Origin of the sequence: Bacillus sp. YC2 (assembly GCF_019891195.1) — a bacterium.
GTDB lineage: Bacteria > Bacillota > Bacilli > Bacillales > Bacillaceae > Bacillus.
This window is the reverse complement of sequence record NZ_JAHXDO010000021.1, coordinates 1-16,708: the sequence shown is the minus strand read 5'-3', so window position 1 is coordinate 16,708 and position 16,708 is coordinate 1. Positions and strand designations below refer to the sequence as shown.

17 protein-coding genes, 1 tRNA gene, 1 other RNA gene and 1 other annotated feature are annotated in these 16,708 nt (G+C 44.1%); of the genes, 6 read left to right on the top strand and 13 right to left on the bottom strand.

Annotated elements, in window-relative coordinates; translation table 11 throughout:
* Positions 1-189 precede the first annotated feature (189 nt).
* The 7 genes from KY305_RS19525 to tadA all read right to left on the bottom strand — a co-directional run bounded on the left by KY305_RS19525 (position 190) and on the right by tadA (position 4,382).
* Positions 190-453, bottom strand: coding sequence for a pro-sigmaK processing inhibitor BofA family protein (locus KY305_RS19525; RefSeq protein ID WP_214803856.1), 264 nt, complete (start codon positions 451-453; stop codon positions 190-192).
* A gap of 61 nt (positions 454-514) precedes the next feature.
* Positions 515-739, bottom strand: coding sequence for a YaaL family protein (locus KY305_RS19520; RefSeq protein ID WP_223063900.1), 225 nt, complete (start codon positions 737-739; stop codon positions 515-517).
* A gap of 18 nt (positions 740-757) precedes the next feature.
* Positions 758-1,354, bottom strand: a complete 597-nt coding sequence (recR, locus tag KY305_RS19515; protein ID WP_007615147.1) for a recombination protein RecR — start codon at positions 1,352-1,354, stop codon at positions 758-760.
* Positions 1,355-1,368: 14 nt separating this feature from the next.
* A complete protein-coding gene (locus tag KY305_RS19510; RefSeq protein WP_061522423.1) occupies positions 1,369-1,692 on the bottom strand; it encodes a YbaB/EbfC family nucleoid-associated protein in 324 nt (107 codons plus the stop codon).
* Between the two features lie 24 nt (positions 1,693-1,716).
* Complete coding sequence (dnaX, locus tag KY305_RS19505) at positions 1,717-3,408, bottom strand: DNA polymerase III subunit gamma/tau (protein WP_223063899.1); 1,692 nt, start codon at positions 3,406-3,408, stop codon at positions 1,717-1,719.
* A 138-nt stretch (positions 3,409-3,546) separates the two neighbouring features.
* Positions 3,547-3,811, bottom strand: an RNA gene (gene ffs, locus KY305_RS19500) — signal recognition particle sRNA large type.
* A gap of 85 nt (positions 3,812-3,896) precedes the next feature.
* Positions 3,897-4,382: a tRNA adenosine(34) deaminase TadA gene (gene tadA / locus KY305_RS19495; RefSeq protein WP_223063898.1), complete on the bottom strand. Its 486-nt coding sequence runs from the start codon at positions 4,380-4,382 to the stop codon at positions 3,897-3,899.
* Between the two features lie 82 nt (positions 4,383-4,464).
* Between tadA and KY305_RS19490 the strand changes: the two genes are divergently transcribed.
* The 4 genes from KY305_RS19490 (at position 4,465) to dck (ending at position 7,744) form a co-directional block, all read left to right on the top strand.
* Positions 4,465-5,016: a cysteine hydrolase family protein gene (locus KY305_RS19490; RefSeq protein WP_223063897.1), complete on the top strand. Its 552-nt coding sequence runs from the start codon at positions 4,465-4,467 to the stop codon at positions 5,014-5,016.
* Positions 5,017-5,081: 65 nt separating this feature from the next.
* Positions 5,082-6,371 (top strand): LysM peptidoglycan-binding domain-containing protein, encoded by a 1,290-nt coding sequence (locus KY305_RS19485; RefSeq protein WP_223063902.1) that lies wholly within the window; start codon positions 5,082-5,084, stop codon positions 6,369-6,371.
* A 99-nt stretch (positions 6,372-6,470) separates the two neighbouring features.
* Positions 6,471-7,094 (top strand): deoxyguanosine kinase, encoded by a 624-nt coding sequence (gene dgk / locus KY305_RS19480; protein WP_223063896.1) that lies wholly within the window; start codon positions 6,471-6,473, stop codon positions 7,092-7,094.
* Positions 7,091-7,744 carry a deoxyadenosine/deoxycytidine kinase gene (gene dck, locus KY305_RS19475; RefSeq protein WP_223063895.1) on the top strand — a complete coding sequence of 218 codons (654 nt, stop codon included), beginning with the start codon at positions 7,091-7,093 and terminating at the stop codon, positions 7,742-7,744. Before dgk ends, dck begins: the two co-directional genes overlap by 4 nt.
* 136 nt (positions 7,745-7,880) lie before the next feature.
* On the opposite strand, the gene KY305_RS19470 is transcribed toward dck, so the two are convergent.
* A tRNA-Ser gene (locus KY305_RS19470) sits at positions 7,881-7,973 on the bottom strand.
* Positions 7,974-8,189: 216 nt separating this feature from the next.
* Between KY305_RS19470 and KY305_RS19465 the strand changes: the two genes are divergently transcribed.
* On the top strand, positions 8,190-9,335 hold the full coding sequence (locus KY305_RS19465) for a glycerate kinase (protein WP_223063894.1): 1,146 nt from the start codon (positions 8,190-8,192) through the stop codon (positions 9,333-9,335).
* Between the two features lie 10 nt (positions 9,336-9,345).
* On the opposite strand, the gene serS is transcribed toward KY305_RS19465, so the two are convergent.
* The 5 genes from serS to guaB form a co-directional block, all read right to left on the bottom strand.
* A complete protein-coding gene (serS, locus tag KY305_RS19460; protein ID WP_223063893.1) occupies positions 9,346-10,623 on the bottom strand; it encodes a serine--tRNA ligase in 1,278 nt (425 codons plus the stop codon).
* Between the two features lie 54 nt (positions 10,624-10,677).
* Positions 10,678-10,890, bottom strand: a binding site (T-box leader).
* A gap of 52 nt (positions 10,891-10,942) precedes the next feature.
* Positions 10,943-11,533 carry a pyridoxal 5'-phosphate synthase glutaminase subunit PdxT gene (pdxT, locus tag KY305_RS19455; RefSeq protein WP_223063892.1) on the bottom strand — a complete coding sequence of 197 codons (591 nt, stop codon included), beginning with the start codon at positions 11,531-11,533 and terminating at the stop codon, positions 10,943-10,945.
* Between the two features lie 21 nt (positions 11,534-11,554).
* Entirely contained in the window at positions 11,555-12,439 is an 885-nt protein-coding gene (gene pdxS, locus KY305_RS19450) for a pyridoxal 5'-phosphate synthase lyase subunit PdxS (RefSeq protein ID WP_214803834.1), read from the bottom strand.
* Positions 12,440-12,635: 196 nt separating this feature from the next.
* Positions 12,636-13,967 carry a D-alanyl-D-alanine carboxypeptidase gene (dacA, locus tag KY305_RS19445; protein WP_223063891.1) on the bottom strand — a complete coding sequence of 444 codons (1,332 nt, stop codon included), beginning with the start codon at positions 13,965-13,967 and terminating at the stop codon, positions 12,636-12,638.
* Between the two features lie 146 nt (positions 13,968-14,113).
* Positions 14,114-15,580, bottom strand: a complete 1,467-nt coding sequence (gene guaB / locus KY305_RS19440; protein WP_223063890.1) for an IMP dehydrogenase — start codon at positions 15,578-15,580, stop codon at positions 14,114-14,116.
* Positions 15,581-15,700: 120 nt separating this feature from the next.
* Here guaB and KY305_RS19435 point away from each other — a divergent pair, with 120 nt between their 5' ends.
* Positions 15,701-16,651: a YaaC family protein gene (locus KY305_RS19435; protein ID WP_223063901.1), complete on the top strand. Its 951-nt coding sequence runs from the start codon at positions 15,701-15,703 to the stop codon at positions 16,649-16,651.
* Positions 16,652-16,708 lie beyond the last annotated feature (57 nt).

The window sequence follows — 16,708 nt, the reverse complement described above, 5'->3', positions numbered from 1 at the left end:
TACGTTTTGTCTTGTTTAGTTTTCAAAGAACTTTGTCTGCCGCTCTTGAAGCGACTTTATTATCTTAACATATCATTGCCGTTGTCGTCAACAACTTTTTTTGAAATCTTTTTCGATATTTCAATTCGTTATCAGCGACGTATATTAGAATACCATCCTCGAATCATAATGTCAACAAGAACTGACAAATTAAATAATGAAGCGTTTAATTACAATTAGGGCCGCAATTCCGGGTATCCCCAAGATTCCGCTGATTCCCGTTGTGACCGGATTAACAGGGATATGAATACCCAGACTGCTGCCGAACAAATTCACACCGACTAAAAGCACTGCCCCTGCTATAAACTTAATTGCAGTCACACCAATCCACTTTAACGGTTTTGAAGATATTCCCCATAAAAAAAGCAAAGCAACCAAACCGACTATAATACCGATAACGAAAAAAGGCTCCATGAATCTTCCCCCTTCACTTGTTTAGTACAAGCTTATGAGAAGATTCAGGAGAATAGACCTCTTACTTCCACCTGCTCATTTTTAACTTTCTCTGCTTCGCTTCCTTTAAATAAAAAAAGTACTTCGATTCAGCGACTTTCAGTTCAAACAATACCTCAGGAGAAGGCTCGAGGCTTTTATCGACGAGGTTCTTTTGTCTGTTCCATTCTTCTTTCTGTTTAAAGAGCTGTTCGATCAGCTTCTCGTCAAACTCTTTTCTTAATGTATTTCTGCGAAGAAAACCCATGCCTCACCATTTCCTCCCTTACAATTCACGTCTTCCTTCAAGAGCTTTTGAAAGAGTGACCTCATCAGCATATTCCAAATCACCGCCGACGGGCAGACCGTGGGCAATACGGGAGAGCTTGATGCCAGAAGGCTTTAACAGCCTCGATATATACATCGCCGTTGCTTCCCCTTCTATATTAGGGTTGGTTGCGAGGATGACTTCTGTCACTTGGTCATCCTGAAGCCGTTTCAGCAGCTCCGGTATTTTAATATCCTCCGGACCGATGCCGTCCATAGGAGAAATCGCGCCGTGAAGAACGTGATACTGACCGTTGTATTCCTTCATTTTCTCCATCGCAATGACATCCTTAGGATCCTGCACGACACAAATGACTGACTTATCTCTTCTTGTATCCTCACATATATAACAAGGGTCCTGATCTGTAATATGACCGCAAATCGAGCAATATGTCAGATTCCGCTTCGCATTGACAAGCGCTTTTGCAAAATCTAATACTACGTCTTCTTTCATACCTAGAACAAAAAAAGCCAGACGAACCGCTGTTTTCGGTCCGATCCCTGGCAATTTCATAAAGCTGTCAATCAGCTTTGATATTGGTTCAGGATACTGCATGTTTATTTATCCCCCTAGAATAAACCCGGTAAGTTCATTCCTTTTGTAAATTGGCCCATTGTCTCATTCGTCATGTCGTCCACTTTTTTAAGGGCGTCGTTTGTTGCAGCAAGAACCAGGTCCTGAAGCATTTCGATATCCTCCGGATCAACGACTTCTTCCTTAATCGCAACGTCTACAACTTCTTTTTGGCCGTTGACTTTAACAGTCACCATTCCGCCGCCCGCTGTACCTTCAAGCACTTTTTCAGCAAGCTCTTCCTGAGCCTTCGCCATATCCTTTTGCATCTTTTGCATTTGCTTCATCATTTTTTGCATATTTCCCATTCCGCCACGCATATAAAATCACTCTCTTTCCTATCATTAGTCTTTTATTTCAATTAAATCCGCTCCGACAAGTTTTTTTGCTTCTGCAATCAGCGGATCTTCTTCAGCCGGTTCGTTTGATCCTTCACTTTCCTGCTGATGATCATTTAAAAATTCTTCTCTTATTTTACCCCATTGTGCTTCCGGAACGCCAATCAAATCCATTCTTTTGCCGAGCATTGATTCAAGAATCTGTTCCAGGTTTGTACGGACTCCGTTGTTATCCTCGGCAACCATTTTGCAATGAATCTCATATTTAAATTTAAGCACAAATGCCTTTTGGGCGGCGGCCACAGGTTCACTATCATTTAAAAGAGCCGCGTGTGACACCTTATTCTGCTGTTTCAGGTGAGCCAGCAGTTTGCCCCAGCTGCTTTTGAGCTGTTCAAGATCAGGTCTTGTGGCTTCTTTCAATATTTCATGTATTCTTCCTACAGGCGCTTTATAATTGCTTTTTCCGCCCTTTTGCGGACGCGGGGCTTCTTTTTGCGGGCTTTCCGCTTGGACTGTTACACCGGATGTTTTCAATCTTTCTACTTCCTGCTCGAGCTGCTGAATTTTATCCATCAGCATGCTGACCTCCGGAAGCTCTGCGGCAGACTGCTGTGCCGTTTGGCAAATCTTCACGACCGCAACTTCAAAAAAGATTCTCGGGTGGTTCGTCCACTTCATTTCCTGATGGCTTTTGTTCAGGATATCGATCATTTCATATAAGGCTTGAGCCGGTATTTGTTCGCTCAGCGTCGTGAACGTTTCATCGACCTTCACCTTCTCCAGAACGCCCTCTAAGCCAGGAGCCGCCTGGTACAGGAGCATATCCCTGAAGTAAAAGATCATGTCCTCGATCAGCTTGGCTGCATCTTTACCTTGCTGAAGCAATTCATTCAATGTTTCCAAAGCCTCGGAAACCTGTTTGTTATAAAGCGACGATGCCAGTTTTCCAATATAGTGCTGGGAAACGGCGCCGGTAATGAGCAGCGCATCATCCACTAACAGCTCGTCGCCGCTGAATGAAACGGCTTGATCGAGCAGGCTCAGTGCGTCCCTCATTCCTCCGTCGGCTGCACTTGCAATGATATCAAGAGCGCCTTCTTCCACCTTTAGCTGCTCTGCCTGGACGATTGTTTTCATTCGTCCGACGATCGCTTGGGATGTAATACGTTTGAAGTCAAAACGCTGACATCTGGAGATAATGGTTAAAGGAATCTTATGAGGTTCAGTCGTAGCTAATATGAAAATGCAATGCGCCGGCGGTTCTTCCAGCGTTTTTAGAAGCGCGTTGAATGCACCGATAGAGAGCATATGCACCTCATCTATAATATATACCTTGTAGGTGACGGCTGACGGGGCGAATTTCACTTTATCGCGGATGTCGCGGATCTCGTCTACGCCGTTATTCGACGCCGCATCTATTTCAATCACATCTGATATGGAGCCGTTTGTAATTCCCCTGCACGCCGCACACTCGTTGCACGGCTCTTCCACAGGAGCGCGCTCACAGTTGACTGCTTTCGCAAATATTTTAGCTGCACTGGTTTTTCCCGTTCCTCTTGGTCCAGAAAACAGATATGCATGAGAAAACTTCTTTTGCAAAAGGGCATTTTGCAGCGTTTTCGTAATGTGTTCCTGTCCGACCACATCTTCAAACTGCTGAGGCCTAAATACTCGATATAAAGCTTGGTAACCCACAGGATGCGCCCTCCTCTGTTATTCATCATGTTTATTATACATGAACGGGCTTTTAACGCCAAAACCCGTTTTCACTTGAAATACGAAAAAACTCACCTGCCATAAAACAGGTGAGTCTGAAATTTGATGATTGATTTACCGTGCACCTTCTGTCGATTCGCTACCCTAAGCGTTACTTAAGCAGTTAGCTCGGCCCAGGCAACCCTGCGGCACATGAGAGGTTTCACTTAATGCTGCTTCCTTCCGGATCTGACATGGTTCATGAATTCCCATTGCGCAGGACCCAGACGTCAACGCCACTTACTTAAGGCAGGCCTTAAAGTAAACGAACCTCGAGAAGGGATTCGGCCCCGCTAGAGCGGATTGCGGGTACAGGGCACCGCTACCTCCCCGCTTAGCACGGCAAAATAAATATCAAATTTTTGTATGCGCACCATTTCATGATGCACACATAAGTATATCTGCTTCAGGGTAAAAATGCAACCGTACTACTCAGACAACTTTTTCCTTAATTCTTTTTTCTGTCGGCGCAGCTTTCTGAAAAAAGCGCTGAGCATCTCTCCGCACTCTTCTTCTAGCACACCGCTCACGACTTCCGCCTGGTGATTGAACCGTTCTTCCTGAAGAAGATTCATTAACGTGCCTGTACAGCCGCCCTTCGGATCAAAAGCGCCGAATACGACTTTATCGACTCTGGAAAGCACGACGGCCCCCGCGCACATCGGGCACGGTTCTAAGGTGACATAAAGAACGGCTTCCTCGAGTCTCCACGTCCCCAGTTTCCGGCATGCTTCATCAATGGCAAGCATTTCCGCATGGGCGAGTGCGCGCTGCTCCGTCTCCCGCAGATTATGCGCCCGCGCCACTATTTCATCATGCAAAACAAGTACGGCGCCAATCGGGACTTCTCCTTTTTCCTCTGCTTTTTTCGCTTCTTTTATAGCTTCTCTCATATAATATTCATCGTTCATCATCGGTTCAAGCTCTCTTCTTAAGTTTTTTCATGTCTTATAAAGGTTAAAATAGGAATATCCCAACAGAAAGGAGTTTGCTGATATGTCTAAGCCCAACAACACAGCCCTTCTGATTGTCGATATGATTAACAACTTTCAATTTGATATGGGTGAACATCTGGCTGAAAAAACAAAACAAATTGTTCCCCGTATTTTATCATTAAAGAAGCATGCAAAACAAAACAACTGGCCGATTATTTACATTAATGATCATTACGGTCTTTGGAAGGCTGACATAAATGCCATCCGAAAAGAGTGTAAAAATGAAATAAGCTCAGACATTATAGAAAGCATAACACCTCAGAAAGAAGATTATTTTCTGATTAAGCCGAAGCATTCCGCTTTTTACGAAACAGCACTCCACACCCTTCTGACTGAATTACAAGTGACCCGATTAATCATTACGGGCATTGCCGGGAACATTTGCGTGCTTTTCACCGCAAATGACGCTTACATGCGGGAATACAGTATTATAATTCCTAAAGACTGCACCGCTTCTAATAACAATGAAGATAATGATTTCGCGCTGACCATGATGGAAAGTGTCCTCTTTGCAGAAATCACGACTGAAAAACAAATTACTTCCGAAAAGTAAACATGAACAGCCTCCTTTTTTCATACATTTGATAGCGGATATGAAAGGAGGCGTTTTTCATTCAGATATATGTAGTGAAACGAGGCGACACACTTTCCGCTATTGCGGCGCGTTATCGAACAACCGCAAATGAAATTACGGAAGCAAATAAACTGCCGAACGCTAATACATTGGTGGTCGGACAAACCATTGTCATTCCGATCGCGGGGCAATACTATGAGGTAAGGCAGGGCGATACACTGGCAGCAATCGCCGGCCGTTTTCACATATCAGTTGCAGAGCTGGCGAGGGTAAACGGAATTCAAATCAACACAGCATTACAAATCGGCACTCGTCTCTACATTCCGCCGCAGACCAATAAGCCGGATATCGAATCAAACGCATATATAGAGCCGCGCGGCACTAGCGTAAGCGCCAATCTGCAGCAGGCGGCAAGAGAAGCATCGCCTTATTTAACCTACCTCGGGGCATTCAGTTTCCAAGTGCAGCGGAACGGCACCTTAAAAGAGCCGCCTTTGACCAATTTGAAAGCCATCAGTGACAGGAATAATACTACGTTGATGATGATCGTCACCAATCTCGAAAATGACGCATTCAGTGATGAGCTTGGACGAATTATTTTGACTGACGATACAGTGAAAAGCAAGCTCCTCCAAGAAATAGTCACCACAGCCAAAAAGTATGGCTTTCGCGATATTCATTTTGATTTCGAATATTTACGGCCCCAGGACAAAGAAGCCTACAATCAGTTTTTACGTGAGGCGAGAACGATTTTCCATAGGGAAGGCTGGCTGGTTTCAACCGCTCTTGCCCCGAAAACAAGCGCCACCCAAGCAGGCAAGTGGTATGAAGCCCACGATTATAAAGCCCATGGTGAAATTGTCGATTTCGTTGTGATTATGACATATGAATGGGGATATAGCGGCGGGCCTGCTCAAGCCGTATCACCGATCGGCCCGGTAAGGAACGTCATCGAATACGCTTTGACTGAAATGCCCTCCAGAAAAATCGTCATGGGGCAGAACATGTACGGATACGATTGGACGCTGCCCTTTAAGCAGGGAACGACAGCAAAAGCCGTCAGTCCTCAGCAGGCAATCGCCCTTGCTGCCAGATACAATGTTGACATTGAATATAATGAAACGGCTCAAGCTCCATTCTTCCGATATACCGATGCAAATAACAAACGGCATGAAGTATGGTTTGAAGACGCCCGTTCCATTCAAGCGAAATTCAATTTGATTAAGGAGCTGCATTTAAGAGGTATCAGCTATTGGAAACTCGGCCTCTCCTTCCCGCAAAACTGGCTCTTGCTCGGAGATCAATTCCATATTGTTAAACAGACGTTTCGTTAAACTGGAAGCGTCTTTTTTCATGGGGGCAATCTGAGAGTGTGATACAATATACAGGCCGGCAACTGACGGATGTTTGCAGAATTAAGGAGGATATTTCCAATGAACAAAGCCCCTTTTATTGCGGTAGAAGGTCCTATCGGGGCGGGGAAAACGACACTCACTTCCATGCTTTCACAAGAGCTTGGTTTCCCTATGATTGATGAAATTGTGGAGGACAATCCTTATCTTGATAAGTTTTATGACAATATCGAGGAATGGAGCTTCCAGCTTGAAATGTTTTTTCTCTGTCACAGGTATAAACAGCTAGAGGACACCGATCGTGATTATTTAGAAAAAGGACAGCCCGTTCTGTCTGATTATCATATTTATAAAAATGTTATTTTTGCTGAGCGTACATTACACGGGCAGCAGCTTGAGAAATATAAGCAGATTTATCATCTGCTGACAGATGACCTGCCAAAGCCGAATATCATTATTTACATAAGGGCCAGCCTGCCGACCCTGCTGCACCGCATTGAAAAGCGCGGGCGCCCTTTTGAGAAAAAAATAGAAAAGCAATATTTGGAGCGGCTCATTTCAGATTACGACACAGCCATCAGAGAGCTTCAGCAAAGAGACCCGGATTTATCCGTCCTGACGATAGATGGAGATCATGAGGATTTTGTGATGAATAAGACAGATTTTGAAAGAATTGCCCGTCAGGTAAAGGAGCTTATAAAATGAAAGACATTCAAATCCCAAACAATTCAATTATTACAGTAGCGGGAACAGTAGGAGTGGGAAAATCCACTTTAACCAAAGCCTTAGCAAAACGCCTTGGTTTTAAAACCTCTCTTGAAGAGGTGGAGGAAAACCCTTATTTAGAAAAGTTTTATCACGATTTTGAGCGCTGGAGTTTTCATTTACAAATTTATTTCTTAGCTGAACGGTTCAAGGAGCAGAAAAATATATTTGAATCCGGCGGCGGCTTTGTACAGGATCGTTCTATTTATGAGGATACAGGCATCTTCGCAAAAATGCATGCCGATAAAGGAACGATGTCTTTAACAGACTACAAAACGTATACAAGCCTTTTTGAGGCGATGGTGATGACGCCTTACTTCCCGCATCCCGATGTTCTGATTTATTTAGAAGGCGACCTTGAAAACATTTTAAACCGGATCGAAAAACGAGGCCGGGAGATGGAATTGCAGACAAACCGATCCTACTGGGAAGAGATGTATACACGGTATGAAGACTGGATCAGCGGTTTTAATGCCTGCCCTGTCCTAAAGGTGCGCATTGAGGATTATGACCTGATAGCCGATGAACAATCACTTGAACCTCTGATTGAAAAAATCAGTAAGACGATTAATGAAAACAGAAAGAAGTAAAAGATATAAAAGCGATTTTCCCCAAACAGAGAAAATCGCTTTTTTGCATTTAAACATAAAAAATCCGCTGCATCCCATGCAGCGGACAAAACAATCTCCAATATATGCTCGAGTTTCATTAGGTTTAAAATCAATATGGCGGAGGAAGAGGGATTCGAACCCCCGCGGGCTTTGACACCCCTGTCGGTTTTCAAGACCGATCCCTTCAGCCGGACTTGGGTATTCCTCCGTATCGACATTTAATAATATACCACATGACCTAAATTTCAGTCAAGCGCATTTTAATATTTTTTTATATCTTTTTTAAAACCTTTCTCTCTTCATCCTCTTTGCTATCATACAAAAGACTCTCATTCACTTCAACCACGATTGATATGAGCAGGAAAACGATACAAAGAACAAGAATAGGTTCAATAGATAACCTGACAAAAAGGCGGGAAACACGATGAAAATCGTCATTGCACCAGATTCCTTTAAAGAAAGCATGACATCAAAAGAAGCCGCGGATAGTATCGAAAAAGGCTTTAAAACCGTTTTTCCGGATGCGGACTATACAAAAATACCGGTTGCAGACGGCGGAGAAGGCACGGTTCAGGCTCTGGTTGATGCGACCGAAGGCAGGATCATTGAAAAAAAAGTAACCGGGCCGTTGGGTACCCCGGTCAGTGCCGCATATGGGCTGCTCGGAAACGGACGAACAGCTGTTATTGAAATGGCTGAAGCTTCCGGGCTCCACCTCGTTCCCCGTCATCTGAGAAATCCATTACAAACAACGACAAGAGGGACGGGAGAACTTATTGCAGATGCTGTCTCTCATGGCGTCACTGAGATTATCATCGGTCTCGGAGGAAGTGCAACAAATGATGGCGGAGCCGGAATGGCAAGTGCGCTGGGGGTCCGTTTTTTAAATGACGACGGTCAGGAAATAGCGGATGGCGGCGGCTCACTGCACCATTTGGCTGCTATTGATATGAGCCGCCTTTCCCCTGACGTACAGCGCGTCAAAGTACGTGCGGCCTGTGATGTAGAAAACCCCCTGACGGGAGAGAACGGCGCTTCGTTTGTATTCGGTCCGCAAAAAGGAGCATCCGAGGAGACAAAGGTTCTATTAGACCGAAACCTGCATCATTTCGCCAGTGTATTGAGACGCCAGCTCGGAATAGAAGCCGACAAAGTAAAAGGCGCCGGGGCCGCGGGAGGGTTAGGAGCGGGGCTGATTGCTTTCTTACATGCCGAGCTGAAGAGCGGAATTGAGATTGTGCTAGATACCCTGTCCTTTTCCGATCAGATAAGAGGTGCAGATCTCGTTATCACCGGAGAAGGACAGATTGACGGCCAAACGATTTTCGGCAAGACTCCCGCAGGAATTGCTAAATGTGCTGCCGCTCAAGGAATTCCGGTTATCGCATTAGCAGGTTCCTTAGGAAAGGGCTTTGAAAATGTATATTCAGAAGGTATCACAGCCGCATTTTCTATTGTGCCAGGCGCTGTGAGTCTTGAAGAAGCCTTAGCGTCAGGCCGCTTTAACCTGGAAAGCACCGCCCGAAACATTGCCGCATTGTATCAAACAGCAAAAAAGGCGCGCCTCTAGGGCGCACCTTTTATGGTTTAATGACTTCTTTATTTCCCATATAAGGACGAAGCACTTTCGGAATGATGACACTTCCGTCCTCTTGCTGATAGTTTTCTAAAATGGCGGCTACTGTTCTGCCGACGGCCAGACCTGAGCCGTTTAATGTATGCACATGCTCCGGCTTGCCTTTCGCTTCGCGTCTGAAACGGATATTTGCGCGTCTTGCCTGGAAGGCTTCAAAGTTGCTGCAAGATGAGATTTCCCGATATGTGTCTTGGCTTGGAATCCACACTTCAATATCGTACTTCTTCGCAGCCGTGAAGCCCAAATCACCAGTACACATGCTCATGACGCGATACGGCAGTTCTAACAGCTGCAGCACCCGCTCCGCTTGGTTAGTCAAACTTTCAAGCTCTTCATAAGAATCTTCCGGCTTAACGAATTTAACAAGCTCAACCTTGTTAAATTGATGCTGGCGAATCAATCCGCGTGTATCACGCCCCGCAGATCCGGCCTCTGAACGGAAGCACGCACTGAATGCAGCATAGTTAATCGGCAGGTCGTCACCAGATAAAATTTCATCGCGATGCATGTTCGTAATCGGCACTTCAGCCGTCGGAATCAAGAAATAATCCTCTTCTCTGATTTTAAAAGCGTCCTCTTCAAATTTCGGAAGCTGTCCTGTTCCGGTCATGCTTGTGCGATTAACCATGTAAGGAGGAATCACTTCCGTGTAGTGATATTCATCCACATGTAAATCAAGCATAAAGTTATAAAGCGCGCGTTCAAGGCGGGCGCCTAATCCTTTATAAAACACAAACCGGCTGCCTGTTACTTTTGAAGCGCGTTCAAAATCAAGAATGTTTAAGTTATCGGCAATATCCCAATGCGGTTTTGGCTCATATGAAAATGCGGGAGCCTCCCCCCACTTGCGAACTTCAATGTTATCGTCTTCCGTCTCTCCGACAGGCACGGAATCGTGCGGGATGTTCGGAATAGAAAGAAGAATGGTTTCAAGCGTAGATTCAACCGTGCGAAGCTCTTCATCGAGTTTTTTAATTTCTTCGCCCACTTCACGCATTTCTTTAATAATATGATCAGCATCTTTTTTCTCGCGCTTCAGCACAGCGACCTGCTGGGACACTTCATTACGCTTTCCTTTCAGCTCTTCAACTTTTCCGATAAGCTCTCTTCTTTTTTCGTCAAGCTCTTCAAACTTATCAAAATCAGATAAGTCTTCACCTTTAGGGATGAGCTTCGCTTTTACTTCTTGAAAGTTGGCTCTCAGCACCTTCGTATCAATCATGTAAAACACTCCTATCTGTTTTCATCGAAAATAAAAAAGAGCCCTCATCCCCATAAAAGGGACGAGAGCTCTCGCGTTGCCACCCTGATTGAAAACAAGCACACACCTGTTTCCCGCTTTAACACATAACGGTTTTCCCGTAAATGCCTACTTGTTTTCAGCATTTCGCTCAAGGACGGATTCGGACAGCATCTTTCACCGATTCGCACCACCCATCGGCTCTCTTAGAAAGAGGGGCTCCCTACTGCTTCCTGTCAACGCTTTTCGATCTTTATTTGTGTTTATAATGTACTATAAGTATTCGCGGTTTTCAACTGTTTTATACAGCGGCTTCCTGCTTATGCTTTTCAACCATTTGCACAAACAGCTCAGTCACTCGGTGGTCATCCGTCAACTCCGGATGGAATGAGCAGCCGAGGAAATTCCCCTGCTTTGCAGCCACAATACGCCCGTTATGTTCGCTGAGCACTTCTACGTTTTCCCCTGCTTCTAAAATATGAGGCGCACGGATAAAAACGCCTGTGAATGGCTCAGCAAGGCCTTTGATTGTTAAATCAGCCTCAAAGCTGTCGACCTGGCGGCCAAAAGAATTTCGTTCGACAACAACGTTTAACAGCCCCAAATGAGCGTTGTCTGTTCCCGCTATTTCCTTGGCTAATATAATTAATCCGGCACATGTGCCAAACATCGGCTTGCCTTGAGCTGCAAAGTCACGCAGCGGCTCCATGAAATGATACGTATCAATCAAGCGGCGCATTGTCGTGCTTTCTCCGCCTGGCAAGATTAATCCATCTATATCATTCAGCTGTTCGGGGCGCTTAATGACAAGACCTTTTGAACCACATGCTTCAATTGAACGAATATGCTCTCTAACTGCTCCTTGAAGTCCAAGTACACCAATTGTTAACATGCTTCCAGCTCTCCTATGTTCTTACCAGCCGCGCTCTTGCATACGCTGTTCTGGAAGTAGATTTGAGATTTCGATCCCTTTCATCGCTGTACCGAGTTCTTTTGAAAGCTCAGCAATCAGCTTGTAATCTGTATAGTGAGTCGTTGCTTCAACAATTGCTTTGGCAAATTTAGCAGGGTTGTCCGATTTGAAAATACCGGAACCGACAAATACGCCGTCAGCGCCAAGCTGCATCATCAATGCTGCGTCCGCAGGCGTCGCAACACCGCCGGCAGCAAAGTTTACGACAGGCAATTTGCCGTCACGTTTGATTTGAAGAAGCAACTCATAAGGAGCGCCGAGGTTTTTCGCTTCGGTCATAAGCTCGTCATTGCTCATCGCAGCAACTTTGCGCACTTGTGCGTTTACTTTTCTCATATGACGCACTGCTTCTACGATATTTCCTGTTCCCGGTTCGCCTTTCGTACGAAGCATAGAAGCTCCTTCAGCGATACGGCGCGTTGCTTCGCCGAGATCACGGCATCCGCATACGAATGGAACTGTGTACTCGTTTTTATTTAAATGAAATTCTTCATCCGCAGGAGTCAGAACTTCACTTTCATCAATATAATCTACACCCATTGCTTCAAGGATACGCGCTTCTACGATATGTCCGATACGCGCTTTTGCCATTACAGGAATTGATACAGCATTCATTACTTCTTCAACGATAGTAGGATCAGCCATGCGGGCTACTCCGCCAGCTGCGCGAATATCAGCCGGAACGCGTTCTAATGCCATAACGGCAACGGCTCCTGCCTCTTCCGCAATCTTCGCTTGTTCAGCATTTACAACGTCCATGATGACGCCGCCTTTTTGCATTTCTGCCATTCCGCGTTTTACACGGTCAGTACCTGTTTGAGCCATTTTTTGGTCCCCCTAGTCAATGTATAGTTAGATAATGTCTATCTCTTATTGTATCCCAGAAATTCATTATTTCATATGGATATTATTATTTTATAGTGATATGGAAGAGATAGATATCATTTTTTTACTAATAATTTGGTTTTTTCAGTATATTAAGCAAAAGAGCCCTAACTTTCATCAGAGCTCTTTCTTATACTTAGAACCAGCCTGTTACTGTGTCAACGGCGCTTCCCCAAATTCCTGAGAAGAAACCGCCAATGCTGCGCATCATCTGAACAAACCAGTTTGCTTTATCTACGTCATTTTTTGTTACTAGATTCACACTGAATTCTTTTGATTTAAGAAAACCGTAGTCTTTGTCGCTGCCTGTATATCTGACTGTCAGCGTACCGACTTTTGTCCCTTTTTTCACAGGGGCCGTGATTTCTTTTTTATCTAATGTCACTTCAGCTTTATAGTTCTTTTCATCCCCGCTTTTGACAGGAATAGATAACGCCTTATCAGTGACAATGTCTACTTGCTTATCTTTCCCTTTTTCAACATCAATTGTTTTATGGCCCTTTACTTGAGAGCCTTCAGAGTAAAGATCTTTCATTTTGAAATTGCTGTTAAATGCATAATCAAGCATTTTTTTCGTTTCATCAAAACGTCCTGTATGCAGGTTGCCTTTTGCGTTTAATACAACAGTAATGACACGCATTCCGTTTCGTTCTGCCGTGCTTGTAAAGCAAGAACCCGCAGAATCAGTAGAACCCGTTTTCAATCCGTCTACACCCGGGTATTCCGAAACAAGGCCTTTCAGCATGAAGTTCCAGTTCGGCATGTCCATTTCATCGTCAGTGCCTGCTCTGAATTTCGTTTTAGCAATGCTTGTTGTTTTCAGCACTTCCGGGTAATCAGTGATCAGACGATCTGCAAGAAGAGCCATGTCCTTAGCAGAAACTTCACTTTCTTCTTTGACGCCTTCGCCTTGCGGCTGTTTACCGTGAAGGTCTTCGTTTACAAGCCCGGTAGCATTTTTAAAATCGTAATTTGTTAAACCTAATTCTTTCGCTTTCGCGTTCATTTCTGCCACAAATTTTGTTTCAGTTCCGGCAAGAATTTCAGCAACTGCGATCGCAGCTCCGTTGGCAGAGTAAATCGCCATAGCCTGATACAGTTCTTTGACTGTGTATTTGCCGTCTTTACGCAGAGGGACATTTGATAAGCTGTTGTCTTGAGAAATCTCATAGACATAATCATCCGGAGTATACGTTTGATCCCATTTCACTTTTCCCTCTTTAATAGCTTCCAGAAGCAGATATTCAGTCATCATTTTTGTCATACTGGCAATCGGTAATCTTTTGTCTGCATTTTTACTGTATAAAATCTTACCCGATGAAGCCTCAATCATTATCGCAGCTGATGCGTTGACATCGATAGGGTCATTGCCGGCTGCTTCCGCCTTTGACATTGGAACAAAGCAAGTAGCAGCCAGTGCCAAAACCAGTAATGACACCAACAGCTGTTTCCATTTCGTGATGTTCAATCTTACGACCTCCGTCATTCATTTTCAATCTATAATTAAGCCGTTAAGGACATATTCAAAACACAACAGTATAAATTTTATCACACTCGATATAAAAAAAATAGACAGAGTCAGCGACCCTGTCAAATGTTTTTAATTTGTAACAATTATGAGATTGTGTAGTTTGGTGATTCTTTCGTAATTTGCACATCGTGCGGATGGCTTTCGCGAAGTCCGGCTCCAGTCATACGGATGAATTGAGCTTCTTCTCTTAAAGCGCGCAAGTCTTTTGAACCGCAATATCCCATACCTGAACGAAGACCGCCGACAAGCTGATACACTGTTTCTTCTACAGGACCTTTGTACGGAGTCCGTCCTTCGATACCTTCAGGGACGAATTTCTTATTTTCTTCTTGGAAATATCGGTCTTTACTGCCTTTTTCCATTGCAGCGACAGAACCCATACCGCGATATACTTTAAATCTTCTGCCTTGGTAGATTTCAGTCTCACCAGGGCTTTCTGATGTACCGGCGAGCAGGCTTCCAAGCATAACGGCATGTCCGCCGGATGCTAATGCTTTTGTAATGTCGCCTGAGTATTTAATACCGCCGTCGGCAATGATTGTTGCGCCATGCTTTCTTGCTTCTGTAGCACAATCATAAATCGCTGTGATTTGCGGGACGCCGACACCTGCAACGACGCGTGTCGTACAGATAGAACCAGGTCCGATTCCCACTTTTACTATGTTCGCTCCGGCCTCGATCAAAGCTCTTGTCGCTTCAGCCGTAGCAACGTTGCCTGCGATAATGTTCAGTTCCGGATATGTTTCACGGATCTTCGCAACAGTGTTAAGAACGCCGCGGGAGTGTCCGTGAGCCGTATCAACCACAATTACGTCAACGTTCGCTTCAACAAGCTTGCTGACGCGTGTCATTGTGTCACCCGTTACACCTACTGCAGCGCCGACGATAAGGCGGCCGTGTACGTCTTTAGATGAATTCGGGAATTCAATGACCTTTTCAATATCTTTGATCGTGATAAGGCCTTTTAATTTATTCTCATCATCCACTAGCGGAAGTTTTTCAATTTTATGCTTCTGCAAGATTTTTTCTGCTTGGTCTAATGTGGTTCCTACAGACGCCGTAACCAGCTCTTCTTTTGTCATGACATCACTGATTTTCATTGAATAATCAGAGATAAAACGAAGATCACGGTTTGTAATGATTCCGACAAGCTTTTGATCATCTTTATTATCTACGATCGGAACACCGGAAATTCTGTATTTCCCCATCAAATGCTCCGCATCGAATACTTGGTGATCAGGAGTTAAAAAGAAGGGATTTGTGATAACGCCCCGTTCAGAACGTTTGACTTTATCGACATGTTCAGCCTGTTGTTCGATGGACATGTTTTTATGAATAATGCCCAGGCCTCCCTGTCTCGCCATTGCAATCGCCATTGCTGATTCTGTTACTGTATCCATTCCCGCACTGATGACAGGAATATTAAGCTTTAACGTTTTTGTCAGTTCAACCGATAAATCCACATCACGCGGAAGTACGTCTGATTGAGCCGGTACAAGAAGTACATCGTCGAACGTTAAGCCTTCTTTTGAAAATTTACTTTCCCACATTAGTAAATCCCCCTCTTTTCGGCAAAATATTATATGTAGATTATCAACTAGCAAACAGCATGTCAAGGAAGCGGTAAAGAGTTGAAATATTTAGATAACAGAAAGGGATTAAAAATACATATGAGAGATCTTGAGTGGAAAGAGCTAGCGTTATTTTATTCTGTAGAATCCTCCCAGAAATTTCTAAATAAAGTCTATACAAAAAGAGGGATTGAGGAGCCAAAACGATATGCCTTTAAAAACAGTGAACGGTTTATCTTCTTTATCAAACACGCTGAGTCTTTTTATAAGCAGGCGTCTCTTTCTCCCTTAGAAATTAAGCCGATTCTGTTGTTTTACGGAATGTCGCAATTACTGAAAGCCTGTCTTATCACAACTGATCCCAGCTATCCCAGCCACGCCTCGGTGCTTGCACATGGCGTAACCGCCCGGAAACGAAAGAAGCAAAATTACTGCTTCCGGGAAGATGAGGTAAAGATTCAGCGTAACGGTTTATGTATTCATGTTATGAAGCACTTATTCGGAATGTCCGGTCTCGAAGAAGAACGATATACGATGAAAAAACTGTTAACGGCCATACCTGAGCTGCGTTCTGTTTTTTACTTTCAAGAGAGAAAGCATTGGATTACCAAAGTAGAGCTTAATGACAATTTCATTTCCGTACCTGAGCATGCAGTGATTCATTACAATATGTCTGACTCTCGCTTTGCTGAATATATGAATCATCATCTGAATTGGTCTTTTCAAAGAAGGGACAAGGACAGATTGGTTTTTCATATAGATCAAAAAGACAGCGAGCCTTGGTCGTCACCAAATTTGCTGTTTCATTTAGAAAAAAATGAATATTATATCCCGGCTCAGCGAGATCAATTTCTGCACCTTCCAGAAATGATTATACATTATTTGGTTTTGTACAATGTGGGAATGATTGCGAGATATGAAACAGAGTGGTGGTATGAACTGCTGACACAGCATGTCAGTGATGATTATGTCATCATCCGGCAGTTTCTTGAAGTAACGGAACGGAAATTCCCTTATTACGTTTTTAATTTTCTGGAACAATTTCTATAAATAAAAAAGGCAGCTCACAATGAGCTGCCTTTACGATTGCTTGGCGGCGTCCTACTC

Coding starts and splice junctions, on each gene's coding strand:
- KY305_RS19525 (WP_214803856.1), bottom strand. CDS start 453: ATGGAGCCTTTTTTCGTTATCGGTATTATAGTCGGTTTGGTTGCTTTG.
- KY305_RS19520 (WP_223063900.1), bottom strand. CDS start 739: ATGGGTTTTCTTCGCAGAAATACATTAAGAAAAGAGTTTGACGAGAAG.
- recR (WP_007615147.1), bottom strand. CDS start 1,354: ATGCAGTATCCTGAACCAATATCAAAGCTGATTGACAGCTTTATGAAA.
- KY305_RS19510 (WP_061522423.1), bottom strand. CDS start 1,692: ATGCGTGGCGGAATGGGAAATATGCAAAAAATGATGAAGCAAATGCAA.
- tadA (WP_223063898.1), bottom strand. CDS start 4,382: ATGATGAACGATGAATATTATATGAGAGAAGCTATAAAAGAAGCGAAA.
- KY305_RS19490 (WP_223063897.1), top strand. CDS start 4,465: ATGTCTAAGCCCAACAACACAGCCCTTCTGATTGTCGATATGATTAAC.
- dgk (WP_223063896.1), top strand. CDS start 6,471: ATGAACAAAGCCCCTTTTATTGCGGTAGAAGGTCCTATCGGGGCGGGG.
- dck (WP_223063895.1), top strand. CDS start 7,091: ATGAAAGACATTCAAATCCCAAACAATTCAATTATTACAGTAGCGGGA.
- KY305_RS19465 (WP_223063894.1), top strand. CDS start 8,190: ATGAAAATCGTCATTGCACCAGATTCCTTTAAAGAAAGCATGACATCA.
- serS (WP_223063893.1), bottom strand. CDS start 10,623: ATGATTGATACGAAGGTGCTGAGAGCCAACTTTCAAGAAGTAAAAGCG.
- pdxT (WP_223063892.1), bottom strand. CDS start 11,533: ATGTTAACAATTGGTGTACTTGGACTTCAAGGAGCAGTTAGAGAGCAT.
- pdxS (WP_214803834.1), bottom strand. CDS start 12,439: ATGGCTCAAACAGGTACTGACCGTGTAAAACGCGGAATGGCAGAAATG.
- guaB (WP_223063890.1), bottom strand. CDS start 15,580: ATGTGGGAAAGTAAATTTTCAAAAGAAGGCTTAACGTTCGACGATGTA.
- KY305_RS19435 (WP_223063901.1), top strand. CDS start 15,701: ATGAGAGATCTTGAGTGGAAAGAGCTAGCGTTATTTTATTCTGTAGAA.